This window comes from Arthrobacter saudimassiliensis (assembly GCF_059090665.1).
On sequence record NZ_JBNHFX010000001.1, the window covers coordinates 939738 to 955517 of the forward strand.

Genomic DNA, 15780 nt, shown 5'->3' on the forward strand with positions numbered 1-15780 from the left:
CTAGATTGGAGGCATGCAGCAGGAGGATTTTCGAATCACGGTCGGCGAGGCCGACGTCAGCGCCGCCTACGCCCGCCCGCAGGACGCGTTCGCGACCGTCGTCGTCGCCCACGGCGCCGGAGCCGGGATGGAGCATCCGTTCATGGTGGGCTTCACCGACGCCCTGAACGACGGCGGCGCGGCCACCCTGCGCTTCAACTTCCCCTACCGCGAGGCCGGAAAGAAGTTCCCGGACAAGGCGCCGACGGCGATCGCCACCTGGCGCGCGGTGATCGACGCCGCGCAGCGCCGGGCGGCGGACGGCGAACCGGTCTGGGCGTGCGGCAAGTCCTTTGGCGGCCGGATGGCGTCGATGGCGGTGGCCGAAGGGATGGACGCCGCAGGGCTGGTCTACCTCGGCTATCCCCTGCACCCGCCGGGCAAGCCGGAGAAGCTGCGGGACGAACACCTCTACGGCCTCGCCCTGCCCATGTTGTTCCTGCAGGGAACCCGTGACCCCTTCGCCCTGCCCGGCGAACTGGAGCCAATCGCGGAGCGGATCGGGGCCAACGCCCGGGTCGAACGGATCGAGGGCGGCGACCATTCCTTCAACGTCGCCGGCAACAAGCGCCCGCCGGCCGACGTCGGCGCCGGACTGGCCGCAACAGTCCTGGAGTTTCTTCGCCGGAACTGAACCGCGCCGCTAGGCTGCTGCGGTGGAAAACCAGGCCCTGACCATCACCGTCGATCCCGGCGACGGCACCCCGCCGCGCACGTTCGACCTGCCCGAGGGGTGGACCAGGTCCCCCAACCACAACACCAGCAGCTATGCGATGCAGATGGCCTTCGGCAAACACGCCTGGCGCGGGATCTACCTCAACGACGGCCGCGGCAACGGCTACTTCGCCCCCGGCTGGAGCGGACACCGGCTCGCCCGCAACATGCGGATCGTGCAGCGGATCGCAGCGGCTGCCACCGTGATCCTCGTGCTCTTCCTGCTCGCCTGGACCGGCCTGAAGATCCGCGACAACGCCGAGTACTACCGGCTCGCCTCGGAGGGCATCGAGACTGAGGCCACGGTCGCAGCGGTGCAGGTGGAACGCTCCCACCGGGTGGGGCTGAACGGGCGCAGCCCCAGCTACACCACCCGGACGACGGCGGAGATCACCTACACGGCCGAAGGACGGATGCACGCGGCAACCCTGCGGGAGAAGGCCACGCGCTCCACCGGCTATGCGGACCCGGAGTGGGCTGAGGGCGACCGCGTGCGCATCTACGCGGACCGGGCAGACCCCGAACATGTGGTCGCCTTCAGCTCCTTCCTCGACGGGAAGAGCAGCCCGGTCAACAGCACTTTTTGGTTCATCGCCGTCGGCGGGCTGGCCCTCGCCGCCGCACCCGGAACCATCTGGCTCGTGGCCCGAAATGCCCGCCGCAAAGCCGAGGCGCTCTAGCCGGACGTCGCCCGATGTCAGGCTGGGAATTTGCTGATAATCGGCGTTCACCGGAGTCGCTATTCTGGTTACAGTCGGCCCGGCAGGGCCGGCCTACCCATTGTCGATAAAAGTATGGAGATCATGAGCGCCCGCTGCGACGCACCCTGTCACAGACCCTGGCCTTCGGGCCTGAAGACTGAGACGGGATGGTGGGGCTGATGGAAGTCGTCGCCATCCTGATTGGCATTATTCTGATTGCCGCCTGCGGCGCCTTCGTTGCCGCCGAGTTCGCCCTGATTACGGTGAACCGCAACGACGTCGAAGCTTCCGCGGAAGCCGGAGACCGTAAATCCCAGGGCGTGCTGAAGGCCATGCGCACGCTCTCCACCCAGCTGTCCGGCGCCCAGCTGGGCATCACCGTCACCAACCTCGGCATCGGCTTCCTGGCCGAACCGGCCATCGCCTCCCTTGTCGTTGGACCGCTCCAGGACATGGGCCTGGGCGAGGTCGCTGCACGCTCGGTCTCGGTGACCATCGCCCTGGTCCTGGCCACCGGCCTGACCATGATCTTCGGTGAACTGGTCCCGAAGAACCTGGCCATCGCCAAGCCGCTGGCCACCGCGCGCGCCGTCACCGGCTTCCAGCGCGGCTTCAGCCGCTCCACCGCCATCCTGCTGCGCTTCTTCAACGGCACCGCCAACAAGGTGGTCCGCTCCTTCGGCATCGAGCCGCAGGAGGAGCTGGCCTCCGCCCGCTCTCCACAGGAACTCGCCGGCCTGGTGCAGCACTCGGCCAAGCAGGGCGCACTGGCCGCGGAGACCGCCGAGCTGGTGGCCCGTTCCTTCGCCTTCGGCGACCGCCGGGCCCGCGACGTGATGACCCCCCGCGCCCGCATCCACGACCTCTCGCCGGAAACCTCCGTGGCGCAGATGCTCGCGGCGGCCACCGAGTCCGGGTTCTCCCGCTTCCCGGTCATCGAGGAGGACGAAGGCAAGGTGCTCGGCCTGGTGCACGTGCGCCACAGCCTCGCCATCCCCTACGAGCAGCGGGCGACGACGCCGGTCAGTTCCGTCATGGGCCCGGTCACCGTGGTCCCGGACACCGTGGAGCTGGACCACCTGATGGACACGCTCCGGTCCGGCGGCCTGCAGCTGGCCGTCCTGGTGGACGAGTTCGGCGACACCGCCGGCCTGGTCACCCTGGAGGACCTCGTCGAGGAGCTCGTGGGCGAAGTGCTCGACGAGCACGACCCGCAGGGCCCCTCCGCCGTCCAGGCAGCCGACGGCTCCTGGGTGCTCGACGCCCTGCTGCGCCCCGACGAGGCCAGCGAATACCTCGGCGCCTGCGTGCCCGAGCACGACGACTACGAGACCCTCGCCGGCCTCGTGACCCTGGAGCTGGAACGCCTGGCCCAGGTGGGAGACGAGGTGACCATCGCCGCGGACACCCCGCACGGTGCGAACCCGGCCACCATCGTCCTCCGCGTCGAGGAGACCGACGAGCACCGGATTGTCCGGGTGCGCGCCGTCGTCACCCATCACGAGCCTGTTGACGCCGAGGACGGCGCCGAGGAAAGCGAGGCCCGCCGATGAGCGACCTGACCGGCATCCTGCTGACCATTTTCCTGCTGCTGTTCAACGCGTTCTTCGTCGGCGCCGAGTTCGCGCTGATCTCCGCCCGGCGCACCATCGTCGAGCCCAAGGCCCAGGCCGGGTCCTGGGCCGCGAAGGTCACGCTCGGGGCCATGGAGAACGTCTCCCTGATGATGGCCGCCGCCCAGCTGGGCATCACCATCTGTTCGCTGGCGCTGGGCGCGATCAGCGAACCGGCCATCGCCCACCTGCTGGAGGTGCCGTTCAACGCGATCGGCATTCCGGAGGCCCTGGTCCACCCGATCGCCTTCGCGATCGCCCTGTCCCTGGTCACCTACCTGCATGTGGTCTTCGGTGAAATGGTGCCGAAGAACATCGCCCTGGCGGGCCCGGAGCGGATGGCCATGATCCTGGGCCCGATCCTGGTGGGCATCGCCACCGTGCTGCGCCCGCTGCTGTGGGTCATGAACGGCATCGCGAACCTGATCCTGCGCGCCATGAAGGTCCAGCCCAAGGACGAGGTGACCAGCGTGTTCACCCGTGACGAGGTGGCCGCCCTGGTCGAGGAGTCCCGCGAAGGCGGCCTGCTGGACGTCAGCGACGAGCGGCTGCTGCTCGGTGCCCTCACCTTCGAGGAGCGCACCGTGAAGCAGGTGACCCTGCCGATCAGCACGGTCAAGACCCTGCCGGCCGGCGTCACCCCGGCCCAGGCCGAGGCCGTGGCGCGCGGCGGGTTCTCCCGGTTCCCGATCTCGGGACCGGGCGGCCTGGAAGGCTACGTGCACATCAAGGACCTGCTCAGCGCAGGCCCGGAGCAGCGCGAGATGCCCATCCCGGCCGACGCCGTCCGCCCGCTGCCGCGCATCGCCGTCACCACGCCGCTGCGTCAGGCGCTGGCCACCATGCAGGCCGACGCCGCCCACCTGGCGGCCGCGGTCGACGCCGAGGGCCGCACCATCGGCATCCTCACCCTCGAGGATGTCATCGAGGAACTCGTGGGCCAGATCCGCGACGACAGCCGCGCCATGCGCGTGCGCTGACCGCAGTACCGCCCGGGGCCGAAGTGAACGGCGGCCCCGGGCATCAACGCCGACGCCGGGCAGGAACTCTCCTGCCCGGCGTCGGCGTTTGTGTGTCTGCTCCGCGCCGAGGGCGGGATGTCAGTGGCTGGCGGTGCCGCGCCGGGATTCAAGCACCGGCCGGATCAGGGCGTCCGACGCCGCGCCGGTGGCCCAGGAGTAGACGCTCTTGTGCAGTACGTCCACGATCTGGTCCTGCCGCTCCCAGGTGGGCGGCGGGGCGCCCACGCCGGTGGCGTTTTCCAGCGTCTGGTCGGTGGCCAGGCGCACCACGGTGTGCCAGGTGTTGGCCAGCGGACCCCGGATCCCGGTGACGGACCAGACGCCGCGCAGCGCGCCCAGGGCGGCACCGGTACCCCAGTGCATGGCGTGGTTCCAGGCCGGAGACTGCGGCTCGTCGCCCGGCCTGCGACCCAGCAGGGAGAGCAGCGTCCGCGCCGGCACATAGGAATTGGGCCGGTGCGTCAGGGCCTGTTCCAGCTTTTCGCCGGCGGTCATTGCCGCCACCCCGGCCAGCCCGGCCAGGGTTCCGGTTGCCGCTGCCTTCAGCAGTGTGCGTCCGCGTGGTGGTGTCATGCGTTGCCTCCCCTTGCCGTTGCTGCCTTTGGTGGTCTCCACCCTAACGACCGGAGCCCGGCAGGATTCAGCGACGGCGGCCGAAGATCAGCGACGCGGCGGCCATCGCGCCGGTGACGGTGAAGACCGAGGGCCAGGCGCCCATCTTCTTGGCCAGCGGGTGGGAAAGCCCGAAGGCAGCCACGTAGGAACCGGTCAGCGCCGCGGCGCGGGCGGTGCCGGCGTCGCGCTTCCAGAGCGCGAAGGCGGCCGCCCCGGCGGCGGCGAGCACGGCGCCGCCAAGCTGCCGGTTGCCGGTGTCCCGGGCGGTCTTGTAGCCGCCGAGCAGGCCGGCGCTGGAAACCAGGGAGGAAAGCAGGGAACTCAAGGGCATTTCTCCTTCTCGAAGTCGGTGCCTCCAGCCTATCCCCGCCGTTTCCGCGGCCCTGGCCGGCATGGCGGCCCGCACCTGCCGCCCCGGTTCGGTTCGGTTCGGTTCGGTTCGTGGAGCACGCCGTCACGGAGGGCTCTATGGACGGCCACGGCCATCCCGGCTAGCGTGCCCCTCCACGATGCGAAGCAGCATTGCCGGTCACCACTAGCGAGAGTCAGCTATGCACATGAAGACCATTCTTCCCACCGACTGTGGAAATGCGCCCAGAATCTCCATAGTCGGTGAACTCGTCACCAGCTGGGCGAAAAGCGACGCTGCGGCAATCACCGCATGGTTGACCGACGATGCGGCGTGGACCATCGTCGGACAGGAGACTGTCAGCGGCGAGGGCGCGGCCGACAAGGTGTGCCCGGACGGCACAACCAGCTACATCGAAGTCACTTCGATCATCACGCACGGTCGGCTCGCGTCCTGCGATGGCTTCCTGGACTCCGGCTCAGGTCGAACCTCCTTCAGCCACGTGTTCAGGTTCGCGAGCACCTCTAAGACCGCCAGGATCAGAGAGGCTCGAACGTACCTCGTCGAGTGTTCCGCCTGAGCCGCGCGGTCCCCGCGGTCGGCTGCTCCGGCGACGCCGGAATATCGAAGCCGGGTCCAGTGCTGCAAGAGGCATGAAGCGCATTGGTTTCCTCACGTTCGGCCACTACCGGGACATCCCCGGTTCCCAGGTACGCACCGCGCAGGATGCGCTGCGGCAGACCATGGAGCTGGCTGTGGCGGCCGAGGAGGTCGGGGCCGACGGCGCGTTCCTGCGCGTGCATCATTACGTGCCGCAGCTGGCCTCGCCCTTCCCGCTGCTGGCCGCCATGGCGGCCCGCACCTCCCGGCTGGAGCTGGGCACCGCCGTCATCGACATGCGGTATGAGAACCCGCTGTACATGGCTGAGGAAGCCGCCGCCGTGGACCTGATCAGCGGCGGGCGGCTGCAGCTGGGCCTGAGCCGGGGATCCCCCGAGCCCGCCCTGCACGGATGGGAGTCGTTCGGCTACCGGCCCGAGGATCCGGCGGAGGATGCCCGACGCCGCACCGCCCGGTTCCGCGCTGCCATCGCCGGGGCGGGCCTGGCTCCGGCGGACCCGGCCATGACCGGCGGGCAGCAGGGCCTGCTGTCGGTTGAACCGCAGTCCCCCGGGCTCGCGCAGCGCATCTGGTGGGGATCCGGCACCCGGGCGACGGCGCGGTGGGCGGGAGAGCAGGGCATGAACCTGATGAGCTCCACCCTGCTGACCGAAGACACCGGCGTGCCCTTCGACGAGCTGCAGGCGGAGCAGATCGAACTGTTCCGCAGCGCCTGGCGCGACGCCGGCCACGAGGGCGAGCCGCGGGTCTCGGTCAGCCGCAGTGTCATTCCCCTGGTCACCGAGCAGGACCGGCGCTGGTTCGGCCTGCGCGCCCAGGCCGACGGCACCGACCAGGTGGGGCTGCTGGAGGGCGTTCGGTCCCGGTTCGGGCGCAGCTACATCGGGGAGCCGGATGCGATTGCCGCCGAGCTGGCCGCCGACGCCGCGGTGCAGGCCGCAGATACCGTTCTGGTGACGGTGCCGAACCAGCTGGGCGTGGACTACAACGCGCACCTGCTGGAGGGCATCGTGCAGCATGTGGCCCCGGCGGCCGGCTGGCGCTGACCCCCGGGAGGGGGGATGGCCCGCAGCCCACGCGGAACAGCGCTGCTGCTAGGGTGGGGGCTCCGGGTGTTCCGGATCAAGAACCACAATAGGTAGACGGCCTATCTAGAAGCGGGGCTAGGATAGTGCCTATGGACTCACCAGCAACTTCGGACGGTGCGGGCTACTGGTACGTGCCTGCCCCCGAGTCTGCGGACAGCATCGACGTGCTCAACGCCCTGCGCACGTACCGTGCCGCGGAAGCCGCCATGCGGCGCCGCACCCGTGATTCCATGCGCATGAACGAAACCGATCTGCTCGCCATCCGGTATGTCATGCAGGCCCAGCAGGCCGGACGCAGCATCGGCCCCAAGGATCTCTCCCGCATCCTCAACATCTCCACCGCCTCCACCACTGCCCTGCTGGACCGCCTGGAGGCCCGCGGCTACCTGATGCGCCGCCCGCACCCCACGGACCGGCGGGCGCTGGAAATCCTGCCCACCGAGAATGCGGACGTCGAGGTCCGGGACACGCTCGGCCTCATGCATCGCCGCATGCTGGCCGCCGCAGAGAACCTGACGCCCCAGGAGGCCGTGATCATCACCCGGTTCCTGCAGGCCATGACGCGGGTCCTGGATGACACGGATGGAAAACACCACGTGGAACAAAACCAGTCCCGATAGCATCATTTTGTATCCGCAGGCTGGACATTTCAGCATGCTGACAGATATAAATAGTTCTCCTAACTACTTGTTAGGGAAATGTAATAGTCGGAGGCGAAGCTTAATGTCCCTGGTACCCCAGACCCCCCACGAGAACGATATTGCTCCTGAAGAAACCGCTGCGGCGGACGAAGCGAGCGAATCCCTCTCCCCCCTGGTCATGGCTGCCTCCCGCGTCGAAGTGCAGCAGTGGGAACTGGACCGTGCCGAGCAGGCACTCGCGGAGGTCGTCCAGGATGCCCTGGAGGAGGGCACTGAGCCTGAAGCGGTCGCCAAGGCCGCAGGGCTGACCACCAACGATGTCGACCGGCTGCTGCATACCGGTTCGCTGCAGATCATTCCCCAGCAGTAAGACCTTTGGGCCGTCCCCGTGCAGGTGGGGGACGGCCTTTTTGGTACCCGGAACCACCCGCCCCGGACGGATGCGCCGTTCGACGCCGTCCGGCAACTTCCCAAGGATTCCCAAGGAGCTCTATCGTGCGTTCTTCCGATCTGCTTCCGGACACCGCCCGCCTCGAGAAGGTGGCCAGCGGCGCTTCCTGGGCCGAGGGGCCGACCTGGATTCCCGGCCGGCGTGCGGTGCGGTTCAGTGATGTGAGCGGCAACCGCATCCTGGAATACAGCGAGCGCACCGGCGAGCTCAGCGTGTACGCCACCGAGGTCGAGTACACGAACGGACGGGCGCTGGCGCCGGACGGATCCGTGGTGCAGTGCTCCCAGGGACGCCGGCGGATGGAACGGGACCGGGACGGCGCCGTCGAGCCCCTCGCCGATCAGTGGCACGGCCGCCGCTTCAACTCGCCCAACGACGTGGTGGTGACCTCCGACGGAACCATCTGGTTCAGCGACCCCTCCTACGGCATCCTGAAAGACGGCGAGGGCCACCCCGGCGAGCTCGAGTACGGAGACCACTACGTCTTCCGGCTGGACCCGGCCACCGGCGAGGTGGAGCCTGCGGTCCTTGACGTCCGCATGCCCAACGGGCTGGCGTTCTCCCCGGACGAAACCATCCTCTATGTCTCCGACACCTCCATGGAGCTGCCCGAACGCACCCCGGCCGGTTATCCGGGCGGAGGCCACGGCATCCGCGCCTACGACGTCGCCGCGGGCCGATGGGTGAAGAACGGGCGCCTGCTGCTCGAAATCCAGGACGGGCTGGCCGACGGATTCCGGGTGGACACGGACGGCAACCTCTGGACCTCCGCAGGCAGCGCGGTGCAGGTGTTCACGCCCGACGGCGCGCTGCTGCTCACCATTGCGGTACCCGAGACGGTGGGCAACCTCTGCTTCGGCGGCCCGGACGGGCAGAGCCTGTACATCACGGCCTCCAGCAGCCTGTACCGGATCCGCACCAACGCCCGTGATGCCCGGAGCAGTTTCCTGCCCTGGTCCTAGCGGCAGGCGATCAGCTGCGGTTTCCCCCGCTGCCGCCGGCCACCTGGTAGCTCCACAGTTCGGCACTGACCCCCACCGGACGCTGCCGGCCGGCGTCGGCACCCTCGCCGTGGCCGTGGCCGTGGCCGTGCGCGAAGTTCCTGGACGCGGTCCAGGCCTGGAAGGACTCCTCGTCGCGCCAGCGGGTGACCACCAGCCAGGTGGTGCGCCCGTCGGTCGGCTGCAGCAGCTCAAAGCCCTCGAAACCGTCCTGGTTGTCCACGGCCCCGGCGCGGGCGGCGAACCTGCGGGCGAGCTCGTCGCCGGAGTCCTCGGGCACGGTGATCGCATTGATCTTGATGATGCTCATGCCCCCATTATGTCCCCGCCCGGCAACCGGCGCGGCTGTTCCCGGCCGATCCGCGGAAGGCCCGGCGCGGGCCCCGAACACCGATAGGCTCGGGGCATGAGGACCGATTTCCGCCCGGCTGAGATGTCCGGCTCCGCCTTCTACCGCCTGCTGAACTCCGTGGTGGTTCCGCGTCCCATCGCCTGGGTGGCCAGCATGGATGCCGCCGGAAACGACAACCTGGCCCCGCACTCCTTCTTCACCGTCGCCTCGGTGGAGCCGCCCATGGTGGCGTTCACCTCGGTGGGCGAGAAGGACACGCTGCGCAACATCCGCGCCACCGGCGAGTTCACCGTCAGCCTCGCTCCGGAGGACCTGTTCGAGCAGGTCAACGCCACGGCCACCGACTTTCCGCCCGGCTCCAGCGAGTTCGACGCCGCCGGGGTGGCCCGGGAGCCCGCGCTCACCGTCGCGCCGTCCCGGGTGGCCGGCTCCCCCGCCGTGCTGGAATGCCGCCTGCACCAGGTGCTGCCGGTGGGCGACTGCTACATGGTCATCGGCGAGGTCACCCTCGCCGCCGTCGACACTGCCGCCCTGGTTGACGGACACCCCGACATCAGCCGGCTGCGCCCGCTTTCACGGCTGGGCCGCAACGAGTGGGCCGGCGTCGGCCGGGTCCGCAGCATCAGCCGGATCCGCGCGGCCGACTGGCCCGGGCACTACACGCCGCCCGCCGGCTGACCCGGCGGTCGGCGCCGCCCGGATTTGCTACCGTGGGACCAGGGCCGGGCAATCGCGGCCCCCGGACGAGGGATCAGTACCCGGACAGCGACAAGACTGGCCAAAGGAAATCATCATGAGCTGGGTTGTCCTGGTTCTGTCCGGGATGCTGGAGGCCGTCTGGGCCACCGCGCTGGACCGATCCGAAAACTTCCGCCGCCCCCTTCCCACCCTCCTGTTCGCCGCCTCCATCACGCTGAGCATGGCCGGCCTGGCCTGGGCGATGCAGTCCATCCCGGTGGGCACCGCCTACGCCGTCTGGGTGGGCATCGGCGCCGTGCTGACCGCCGGGTATTCCATGGCCGTCGGACGCGAGCAGGCCACCACGGCCAAGCTGCTGCTGCTGGCCGGGATCATCGGCTGCGTCATCGGCCTCAAGGCGGTGAGCTGATATGCCGTGGCTGATCCTGATTCTCAGCGCCCTGCTCGAAGCCGTCTGGGCCACCGCGCTGGCTGCCTCCGACGGCTTCTCCCGGCCGCTGCCCACCATTGTGTTCTTCGTGGCCGCCGTCCTGTCCATGGTCGGCCTGTCCCGGGCCATGCGCAGCATCCCGGTGGGCAGCGCCTACGCGGTCTGGACGGGCCTGGGTGCGGTGCTGACCGCGGCGTGGGCCATGCTCACCGGCGCGGAGGCCGCCGGGGTACTGAAGATCGTGTTCCTGGCCGGCATCATCGCCTGCGTGGCCGGGCTGCGCCTGGTGGAGGGACGCAGCCCGGCGGCCGGCAACGGAACCGGCGCCGACGGCGCGGCGGCACCCGACCGCACCGCCTAGCCCGCACTGCGCGCCCGCCCTGCCCGGGCCGGAAAAGCCCGAGGGGGTGGGCAGCGCCGTCCCCGGGGTGTTTACTGCTGTCCGACATGCGGATTTCGCCGGGCGAAGGGCAGCAGGAGGCGCATCGTGAGTACAGCGGACGGGACCACCGGATCAATCTTCCGGCGCAAGCCCATCGACGAAATCGACGAGGAGAAGGGCGGCAACCAGCTCTTCCGCAGCCTGGGGCTGTGGCAGCTGACCGCCATCGGCGTCGGCGGGATCATCGGCATCGGCATCTTCACCCTCGCCGGGCTGGTGGCCAACGGCGGCGCCGATTCACCCGGCGTCGGGCCCGGTGTCCTGCTCTCGTTCCTGATCGCGGGCCTGGCCAGCGCCGCGGCCGCCCTGTCCTACGCCGAGTTCGCCGGGATGGTGCCGCGCGCCGGCTCCGCCTACACCTACGGCTATGTGGCCCTGGGCGAGGTGATCGGCTGGTTCATCGGCTGGGACCTGCTGCTGGAGTACACGGCGATCGTCGCGGTGGTAGCGATCGGCATCTCCGGCTACTTCACCGAATTCATGGCCGGCATCGGCGTGGAGGTGCCGGTCTGGATGCAGGGCACCGGCGACCAGATCCAGGGCGGGCTGATGAACCTGCCGGCCATCGTGGTGTGCCTGTTCATCACCTTCATCCTCAGCCGCGGCGCCCGCACCTTCGGGCGGTTCGAGCTGGTGGCGGTCGTGCTGAAGGTGGTGCTGATCCTGTTCATCGTCGGCCTCGGCGTCTTCTACATCAATCCGGCGAACTACTCGCCGTTCCTGCCCAACGGGTTCGGGCCGGTCTTCACCGGCGCCGCCACGGTGTTCTTCGCGGTCTTCGGCTACGACGCCATGAGCACCGCGGCTGAGGAGGCCACCGAGGGCAAGAAGCACATGCCCAAGGCCATCCTGCTCTCCCTGGCCGTGGCCATGGTCCTGTACGTGCTCGCCACGCTGGTGCTGACCGGGATGCAGAACTACCGCGACATCAGCCCGACGGCGGGGTTCGCCTCCGCGTTCCAGGCGGTGGGCCTGCCGACGATCGCCACGGTGATCTCCGCCTTCGCGGTGCTGTCGATCCTGACCGTGATGCTGACCTTCCTGCTCGGGGTCACCAGGGTGTGGTTCTCGATGAGCCGCGACGGACTGCTGCCGGGCTGGTTCTCCGGCACCGACCGGCACGGCACCCCGCAGCGGGTCACCTGGATCGCCGGCATCGCCTCGGCCGTGCTGGCCGGGTTCCTGCCCATCCGCGCCGTGGCGGACCTGACCAACATCGGCATCCTGGCCGCCTTCGTGGTGGTCTGCGTGGCGGTGATCGTGCTGCGGCGCCGCCAGCCGGAGGCTCCGCGCGAGTTCCGGCTGCCGCTGATGCCCTGGATCCCGGCGTTCGGCGTGCTGTCCTCGGGGTTCCTGATCCTGCAGCTGCACTGGGAGACGTGGCTGCGGTTCGGCATCTGGCTGGTGATCGGTCTGCTGCTGTACATGTTCTACGGGCGGAAGCACTCGCTGCTGAACCCGGACAGCCCCCGGCTCCGGCCCGGACCCGCTGCCGAATCCGGGTCCGCCTAACCGGGGCGGTCAGCCCTCCGCGGCGGCGGCCGGACCGGCCGCCGCCTGGAGCCGGGCGGCGCGACGACGGGTCATATGCAGGAGCCCGCCGATGAGCAGGCAGACCAGGTAGCCGGAGCCGACGAAGATCCAGCCGGCCAGGAAGTGTCCCGAGAGGTCGAGCAGCAGGCCCATGGCCAGCGGCCCCAGCGCGAAGCCGCTGTACATGCCCAGGGACACCACCCCGGACGCTGCCCCCACCCGGGCGCCGGGAACCAGGCGCAGCACCCCTGCCATGACCACCACGTTCACGCCCAGCACGGTCGCCCCGTGCAGCACGACGCCGGTCCACAGCAGGGCAGGCGCCCCGGTTTCCCCGGCCGCGAGCAGCAGGCCCGCGCCGCCGACCGCGCCGAGGGCCAGGATCACCAGCAGCGTGGCGGCCGAGACGCCGCCGGCCATCCGGCGTCCCCAGAGGACCCGGGAGGCGACGCCGATGACTCCGGCCGCGGCCGCCGTCGCGCCGGCCAGCAGCAGCGGAAAGCCGAGCTCCCGCTGGGCGAACAGCGGCAGGTACACATTGGTGGCCTGCATGCCGGCGCCGGAGAACAGGGCGAACGCGGCCAGCAGCCACACCGCCCCCGGAAAACGGCGGCCGGCCGCATCCGACGGGCCACCGGCTGCGGGCGTGTCACGGACGGCGCCGGCGGCGGGCAGGGCGTCGGCCGACGGGGGAAGGTGCCGCCACGCGTAGGCGAGCAGCAGGCCCAGCAGGGCGGCCGCCGCGACGGCGGCACCGCGCCAGCCCGCGAGCAGCGCGGCGGCCGGGAAGAAGAGGCTGGAGAAGAGCTGGCTGGCCTGCACGCCGGACTGTTTGATGCCCAGCCAGCCGGGGCGGCGCTGCGGCTCGACCCGGTGGCTGATGATCCGGTTGGTGGTGGGGTTGGAGATGGCCTGCGCGGGCCCGGCCAGCACCGCTGCGGCCAGCAGCCACCAGTAGCTGCCGGAGACCGCCATGAGCAGCAGGGCCAGGGCGCTGCCGCCGAAGATGATCAGCATCTGGGCCCGGGAGCTGATCCGGTCACTGAGCCGGCCGAGGGAGAGCGAGCACAGGGCGGCGCTGAGGAAGCAGCCCGTGGCAAGCAGGCCGAACTGCCCTTCGCTGATGCCCAGGTCCGCGATGATCAGGGTGCTGGCCGCGCTGATTCCGTAGTTCATCACCGGGCCGGCGCCCATGGCGCAGACCAGGATGAACAGCAGCCCCGGGCCTGCCTTCGCTCCCATGATGTTCCCCTCCTCGACACAGTCAGGGAACATTCTTCACCTTGGTCCCACCCGCAACGAAAAAAGGGGCTAATATTCAGCGTGGGGGCCCAGCTGGGGGGTCCGTTAGCCGGGGAGAAACGCAAGATGAGGACTGGGTCTCAGGCGGGTGCGCCCGCCACTCGACGCTCTGTGATGCTCTTCCGCCGTGCCCGCACGTTCCTGGTGCTGATCGGTGTCTTCTGGCTCTGGCTGCTCTTCGGCAGCGCCGCCTTCATCGCCACCCTGTTCGACACCCCGATGTACGCCCTGCTGGCCCTGTACGGCCTTGGCGTGCTCACCCTGATCTCCCTGCTTGCCGCACCGGTGTGCGTGGCCTTCCTGGTCATGAACCGGGCCGGGTCCACGCACCGGGTCCACCACCTCTCCGAGCTGGCCCCGGTGATCCGCATGGTGCCCCGGCGGGTGGCCGACGGCGGCTCCGCCCTGTCCCAGCGCGCCGCCGCCAAGTGGCGGGACCTCGCCTCCTGACCGGACAGGCCCCTTCGGTTTCCTGACCGGACGGGCCCCTCGGTCTCCTGACCGGACAGCTTCCTGACGGAATGTCAGTGCCGGCAGGCACTGTGGAGGAATGCCTGCCACCCTTGCCGCGACGCGCACCGCCTCCGCTCCCGCCCGCACCACCGCCCCCTCCCGCACTGCCGCCCCGCTCACCGCGGGTTCCGGCCGTCCGGAGGGCCGGGTCACGCATGCGCCGTACCGCCGCGAACCCTACATCCGGGCCCGTCCCGTCCCGGGCGTGACGGTGGACGGCAAGGCAGTCGCCTGGACCCGCACGCACGTGCTGCTGCATTGGATTGACGACGACGGCCAGGCCCACAACCGGTGGCTGGCGGCCGCGATGGTGGGCCGGATCCAGCGCGGCGACTCCGCCTGGCAGGATCCGTACGACGACCACGCCTTCTACCTGGGCACGGCGCAGGCTGCCTGACTCCACCCGGATCGCCAGCCCGCAGCCCGCTGCCCCGGGGTCCGGGCCCGGATCCACCGGCCCGCGGCGGGCGGCCCGCCCTCGCCCTTGACACCCCCGGCGCCATGGCCGCAGATAGGGGCAGGGCCCGCCCGGGCCGGCGTCGGGAGGTGCCGTGGACTTTCAGTACTTCATCGAGGACGTCGGCGCGCTGATGGACCTGGCCGGGGTGGCGGCGATCGTCGTCGGCGCCCTCCTCTCCGGGGCCGTGGTCATCCGCTCCCTGCTGCGCGGCGAGCGCACCGGGCTGTACGAGGACTTCCGACGCCGGCTGGGCAGCTCCATCCTGCTCGGCCTGGAGCTGCTGGTGGCCGCGGACATCATCCGCACCGTAGCCATCACGCCCACCTTCGAGTCCCTGGGCGTGCTGGCGGTGATCGTCCTGATCCGGACCTTCCTCAGCTATTCACTGCAGCTGGAGGTCACCGGGCGCTGGCCGTGGCAGGCGGGTGACCAGCTGCAGCCCGCTGCAGGGAACGGGTCCGGGCGGCATCGCGGAAGGCGGTGACCAGCACGGCAACGGTCAGGCCGAGGGCCGCGATGCCCAGCGGATTGGCCAGCCCCGCGGAAATCCCGACGTACTCCTCCCCCGCCAGCCGGGACAGCACCGAGCCGTGCACCCCGGCGCCGTCGCCGAAGTCCGGCAGCAGGAAACCGAACCCCGCCGCCGCAGCATACTGGCCGAGCAGCAGCAGCGAGGTGCGCCGCGGGGCACCGAACGGGCGGTAGGCGGCCGCATTGACGGTGATCCTGGCGGCCGCCAGCAGCATCACCACGGCCAGCAGCGGACCGGCGGTGAAGGCCAGCGCCTGGGAAAGCCAGCCCGCCGGGCCGAACCACGTCCGTCCCAGGGACACCCACACCGGAATCAGCAGGGCCATCGGCAGGCTGGAGCCGGCCATGACCGCATCGAAGGCGGAGCGGCGGCGCGGCAGCGGCGGAGTCGGGACGGAGGCGGCCATGCCTTTACTTTAGGCGGCGCCCCGGTGCCCTTCAGCCCGGCGCCGACGGGCCGGCGTCGATGCCACCTGCACAGCGGGCACGCGGGCTCGCGGCCACACGGGCTCGGAGGAATCAGGGTTGTTCTCAGGGATGGCCCTGATGTCCCGGGCCCTTCCGGTTCGGAGAATGGAGGTACAGCCTCCCGGCCGGGCAGTTGGGCGTCCGAACCGCCACCGGTCATCCGATGGTCGGACACGCCGGGTGGAATGTCAGCTC

General features: G+C 70.1%; 21 protein-coding genes and 1 riboswitch. Of the genes, 16 read left to right on the top strand and 5 right to left on the bottom strand.

Annotated features, from left to right (window positions below; all coding sequences use genetic code 11):
- Nucleotides 1-13 precede the first annotated feature (13 nt).
- The 4 genes from AC5RV6_RS04340 (at nucleotide 14) to AC5RV6_RS04355 (ending at nucleotide 4047) form a co-directional block, all read left to right on the top strand.
- On the top strand, nucleotides 14-673 hold the full coding sequence (locus tag AC5RV6_RS04340; RefSeq protein ID WP_494006045.1) for an alpha/beta hydrolase family protein: 660 nt from the start codon (nucleotides 14-16) through the stop codon (nucleotides 671-673).
- 22 nt (nucleotides 674-695) lie between these two features.
- Complete coding sequence (locus AC5RV6_RS04345; RefSeq protein ID WP_494006046.1) at nucleotides 696-1433, top strand: DUF3592 domain-containing protein; 738 nt, start codon at nucleotides 696-698, stop codon at nucleotides 1431-1433.
- Between the two features lie 188 nt (nucleotides 1434-1621).
- Nucleotides 1622-3007, top strand: coding sequence for a hemolysin family protein (locus AC5RV6_RS04350; RefSeq protein ID WP_494006047.1), 1386 nt, complete (start codon nucleotides 1622-1624; stop codon nucleotides 3005-3007).
- The gene (locus AC5RV6_RS04355; protein WP_494006048.1) at nucleotides 3004-4047 is read left to right on the top strand and encodes a hemolysin family protein; all 1044 of its coding nucleotides are present in this window, start codon (nucleotides 3004-3006) and stop codon (nucleotides 4045-4047) included. Before AC5RV6_RS04350 ends, AC5RV6_RS04355 begins: the two co-directional genes overlap by 4 nt.
- Before the next feature lie 120 nt (nucleotides 4048-4167).
- On the opposite strand, the gene AC5RV6_RS04360 is transcribed toward AC5RV6_RS04355, so the two are convergent.
- Together AC5RV6_RS04360 and AC5RV6_RS04365 are read right to left on the bottom strand one after the other, a co-directional pair.
- Nucleotides 4168-4662 carry a hypothetical protein gene (locus AC5RV6_RS04360; RefSeq protein ID WP_494006049.1) on the bottom strand — a complete coding sequence of 165 codons (495 nt, stop codon included), beginning with the start codon at nucleotides 4660-4662 and terminating at the stop codon, nucleotides 4168-4170.
- A gap of 67 nt (nucleotides 4663-4729) precedes the next feature.
- On the bottom strand, nucleotides 4730-5035 hold the full coding sequence (locus AC5RV6_RS04365) for a hypothetical protein (RefSeq protein ID WP_494006050.1): 306 nt from the start codon (nucleotides 5033-5035) through the stop codon (nucleotides 4730-4732).
- 226 nt (nucleotides 5036-5261) lie between these two features.
- Here AC5RV6_RS04365 and AC5RV6_RS04370 point away from each other — a divergent pair, with 226 nt between their 5' ends.
- From AC5RV6_RS04370 to AC5RV6_RS04390, 5 genes are all read left to right on the top strand, one after another.
- A complete protein-coding gene (locus AC5RV6_RS04370; RefSeq protein ID WP_494006051.1) occupies nucleotides 5262-5633 on the top strand; it encodes a hypothetical protein in 372 nt (123 codons plus the stop codon).
- A 73-nt stretch (nucleotides 5634-5706) separates the two neighbouring features.
- Nucleotides 5707-6720, top strand: coding sequence for an LLM class flavin-dependent oxidoreductase (locus tag AC5RV6_RS04375; protein WP_494006052.1), 1014 nt, complete (start codon nucleotides 5707-5709; stop codon nucleotides 6718-6720).
- 131 nt (nucleotides 6721-6851) lie between these two features.
- Nucleotides 6852-7382: a MarR family winged helix-turn-helix transcriptional regulator gene (locus AC5RV6_RS04380; protein ID WP_494006053.1), complete on the top strand. Its 531-nt coding sequence runs from the start codon at nucleotides 6852-6854 to the stop codon at nucleotides 7380-7382.
- Between the two features lie 103 nt (nucleotides 7383-7485).
- Complete coding sequence (locus AC5RV6_RS04385) at nucleotides 7486-7773, top strand: hypothetical protein (protein ID WP_494006054.1); 288 nt, start codon at nucleotides 7486-7488, stop codon at nucleotides 7771-7773.
- Nucleotides 7774-7898: 125 nt separating this feature from the next.
- The gene (locus AC5RV6_RS04390) at nucleotides 7899-8816 is read left to right on the top strand and encodes an SMP-30/gluconolactonase/LRE family protein (protein WP_494006055.1); all 918 of its coding nucleotides are present in this window, start codon (nucleotides 7899-7901) and stop codon (nucleotides 8814-8816) included.
- 10 nt (nucleotides 8817-8826) lie between these two features.
- Here the strand turns inward: AC5RV6_RS04390 and AC5RV6_RS04395 are convergent, their stop codons facing one another.
- Nucleotides 8827-9165 carry an antibiotic biosynthesis monooxygenase family protein gene (locus tag AC5RV6_RS04395; RefSeq protein WP_494006056.1) on the bottom strand — a complete coding sequence of 113 codons (339 nt, stop codon included), beginning with the start codon at nucleotides 9163-9165 and terminating at the stop codon, nucleotides 8827-8829.
- A gap of 96 nt (nucleotides 9166-9261) precedes the next feature.
- Between AC5RV6_RS04395 and AC5RV6_RS04400 the strand changes: the two genes are divergently transcribed.
- The 4 genes from AC5RV6_RS04400 to AC5RV6_RS04415 all read left to right on the top strand — a co-directional run bounded on the left by AC5RV6_RS04400 (nucleotide 9262) and on the right by AC5RV6_RS04415 (nucleotide 12290).
- Nucleotides 9262-9885 carry a flavin reductase family protein gene (locus AC5RV6_RS04400; RefSeq protein WP_494006057.1) on the top strand — a complete coding sequence of 208 codons (624 nt, stop codon included), beginning with the start codon at nucleotides 9262-9264 and terminating at the stop codon, nucleotides 9883-9885.
- Between the two features lie 38 nt (nucleotides 9886-9923).
- Nucleotides 9924-9990: riboswitch (guanidine-III (ykkC-III) riboswitch) on the top strand.
- A 10-nt stretch (nucleotides 9991-10000) separates the two neighbouring features.
- Nucleotides 10001-10315, top strand: a complete 315-nt coding sequence (locus AC5RV6_RS04405) for a DMT family transporter (RefSeq protein ID WP_494006058.1) — start codon at nucleotides 10001-10003, stop codon at nucleotides 10313-10315.
- A gap of 1 nt (nucleotide 10316) precedes the next feature.
- A complete protein-coding gene (locus AC5RV6_RS04410; RefSeq protein WP_494006059.1) occupies nucleotides 10317-10697 on the top strand; it encodes a DMT family transporter in 381 nt (126 codons plus the stop codon).
- Nucleotides 10698-10823: 126 nt separating this feature from the next.
- A complete protein-coding gene (locus tag AC5RV6_RS04415) occupies nucleotides 10824-12290 on the top strand; it encodes an amino acid permease (protein ID WP_494006060.1) in 1467 nt (488 codons plus the stop codon).
- Nucleotides 12291-12299: 9 nt separating this feature from the next.
- Here AC5RV6_RS04415 and AC5RV6_RS04420 read toward each other — a convergent pair whose 3' ends face one another.
- Nucleotides 12300-13553, bottom strand: coding sequence for an MFS transporter (locus AC5RV6_RS04420; protein WP_494006061.1), 1254 nt, complete (start codon nucleotides 13551-13553; stop codon nucleotides 12300-12302).
- Between the two features lie 174 nt (nucleotides 13554-13727).
- Between AC5RV6_RS04420 and AC5RV6_RS04425 the strand changes: the two genes are divergently transcribed.
- From AC5RV6_RS04425 to AC5RV6_RS04435, 3 genes are all read left to right on the top strand, one after another.
- Nucleotides 13728-14063, top strand: coding sequence for a hypothetical protein (locus AC5RV6_RS04425; RefSeq protein ID WP_494006062.1), 336 nt, complete (start codon nucleotides 13728-13730; stop codon nucleotides 14061-14063).
- Between the two features lie 100 nt (nucleotides 14064-14163).
- Nucleotides 14164-14523: a hypothetical protein gene (locus tag AC5RV6_RS04430; protein WP_494006063.1), complete on the top strand. Its 360-nt coding sequence runs from the start codon at nucleotides 14164-14166 to the stop codon at nucleotides 14521-14523.
- A 154-nt stretch (nucleotides 14524-14677) separates the two neighbouring features.
- The gene (locus tag AC5RV6_RS04435) at nucleotides 14678-15070 is read left to right on the top strand and encodes a DUF1622 domain-containing protein (protein ID WP_494006064.1); all 393 of its coding nucleotides are present in this window, start codon (nucleotides 14678-14680) and stop codon (nucleotides 15068-15070) included.
- Here the strand turns inward: AC5RV6_RS04435 and AC5RV6_RS04440 are convergent.
- Nucleotides 14985-15524 carry a hypothetical protein gene (locus tag AC5RV6_RS04440; RefSeq protein WP_494006065.1) on the bottom strand — a complete coding sequence of 180 codons (540 nt, stop codon included), beginning with the start codon at nucleotides 15522-15524 and terminating at the stop codon, nucleotides 14985-14987. The two genes, AC5RV6_RS04435 and AC5RV6_RS04440, sit on opposite strands and share 86 nt — an antisense overlap.
- Nucleotides 15525-15780: the final 256 nt, after the last annotated feature.

Coding starts and splice junctions, on each gene's coding strand:
- AC5RV6_RS04425 (WP_494006062.1), top strand. CDS start 13,728: ATGCTCTTCCGCCGTGCCCGCACGTTCCTGGTGCTGATCGGTGTCTTC.
- AC5RV6_RS04400 (WP_494006057.1), top strand. CDS start 9,262: ATGAGGACCGATTTCCGCCCGGCTGAGATGTCCGGCTCCGCCTTCTAC.
- AC5RV6_RS04340 (WP_494006045.1), top strand. CDS start 14: ATGCAGCAGGAGGATTTTCGAATCACGGTCGGCGAGGCCGACGTCAGC.
- AC5RV6_RS04385 (WP_494006054.1), top strand. CDS start 7,486: ATGTCCCTGGTACCCCAGACCCCCCACGAGAACGATATTGCTCCTGAA.
- AC5RV6_RS04365 (WP_494006050.1), bottom strand. CDS start 5,035: ATGCCCTTGAGTTCCCTGCTTTCCTCCCTGGTTTCCAGCGCCGGCCTG.
- AC5RV6_RS04370 (WP_494006051.1), top strand. CDS start 5,262: ATGAAGACCATTCTTCCCACCGACTGTGGAAATGCGCCCAGAATCTCC.
- AC5RV6_RS04375 (WP_494006052.1), top strand. CDS start 5,707: ATGAAGCGCATTGGTTTCCTCACGTTCGGCCACTACCGGGACATCCCC.
- AC5RV6_RS04380 (WP_494006053.1), top strand. CDS start 6,852: ATGGACTCACCAGCAACTTCGGACGGTGCGGGCTACTGGTACGTGCCT.
- AC5RV6_RS04395 (WP_494006056.1), bottom strand. CDS start 9,165: ATGAGCATCATCAAGATCAATGCGATCACCGTGCCCGAGGACTCCGGC.
- AC5RV6_RS04410 (WP_494006059.1), top strand. CDS start 10,317: ATGCCGTGGCTGATCCTGATTCTCAGCGCCCTGCTCGAAGCCGTCTGG.
- AC5RV6_RS04420 (WP_494006061.1), bottom strand. CDS start 13,553: ATGGGAGCGAAGGCAGGCCCGGGGCTGCTGTTCATCCTGGTCTGCGCC.
- AC5RV6_RS04355 (WP_494006048.1), top strand. CDS start 3,004: ATGAGCGACCTGACCGGCATCCTGCTGACCATTTTCCTGCTGCTGTTC.
- AC5RV6_RS04430 (WP_494006063.1), top strand. CDS start 14,164: ATGCCTGCCACCCTTGCCGCGACGCGCACCGCCTCCGCTCCCGCCCGC.
- AC5RV6_RS04350 (WP_494006047.1), top strand. CDS start 1,622: ATGGTGGGGCTGATGGAAGTCGTCGCCATCCTGATTGGCATTATTCTG.
- AC5RV6_RS04405 (WP_494006058.1), top strand. CDS start 10,001: ATGAGCTGGGTTGTCCTGGTTCTGTCCGGGATGCTGGAGGCCGTCTGG.
- AC5RV6_RS04440 (WP_494006065.1), bottom strand. CDS start 15,524: ATGGCCGCCTCCGTCCCGACTCCGCCGCTGCCGCGCCGCCGCTCCGCC.
- AC5RV6_RS04360 (WP_494006049.1), bottom strand. CDS start 4,662: ATGACACCACCACGCGGACGCACACTGCTGAAGGCAGCGGCAACCGGA.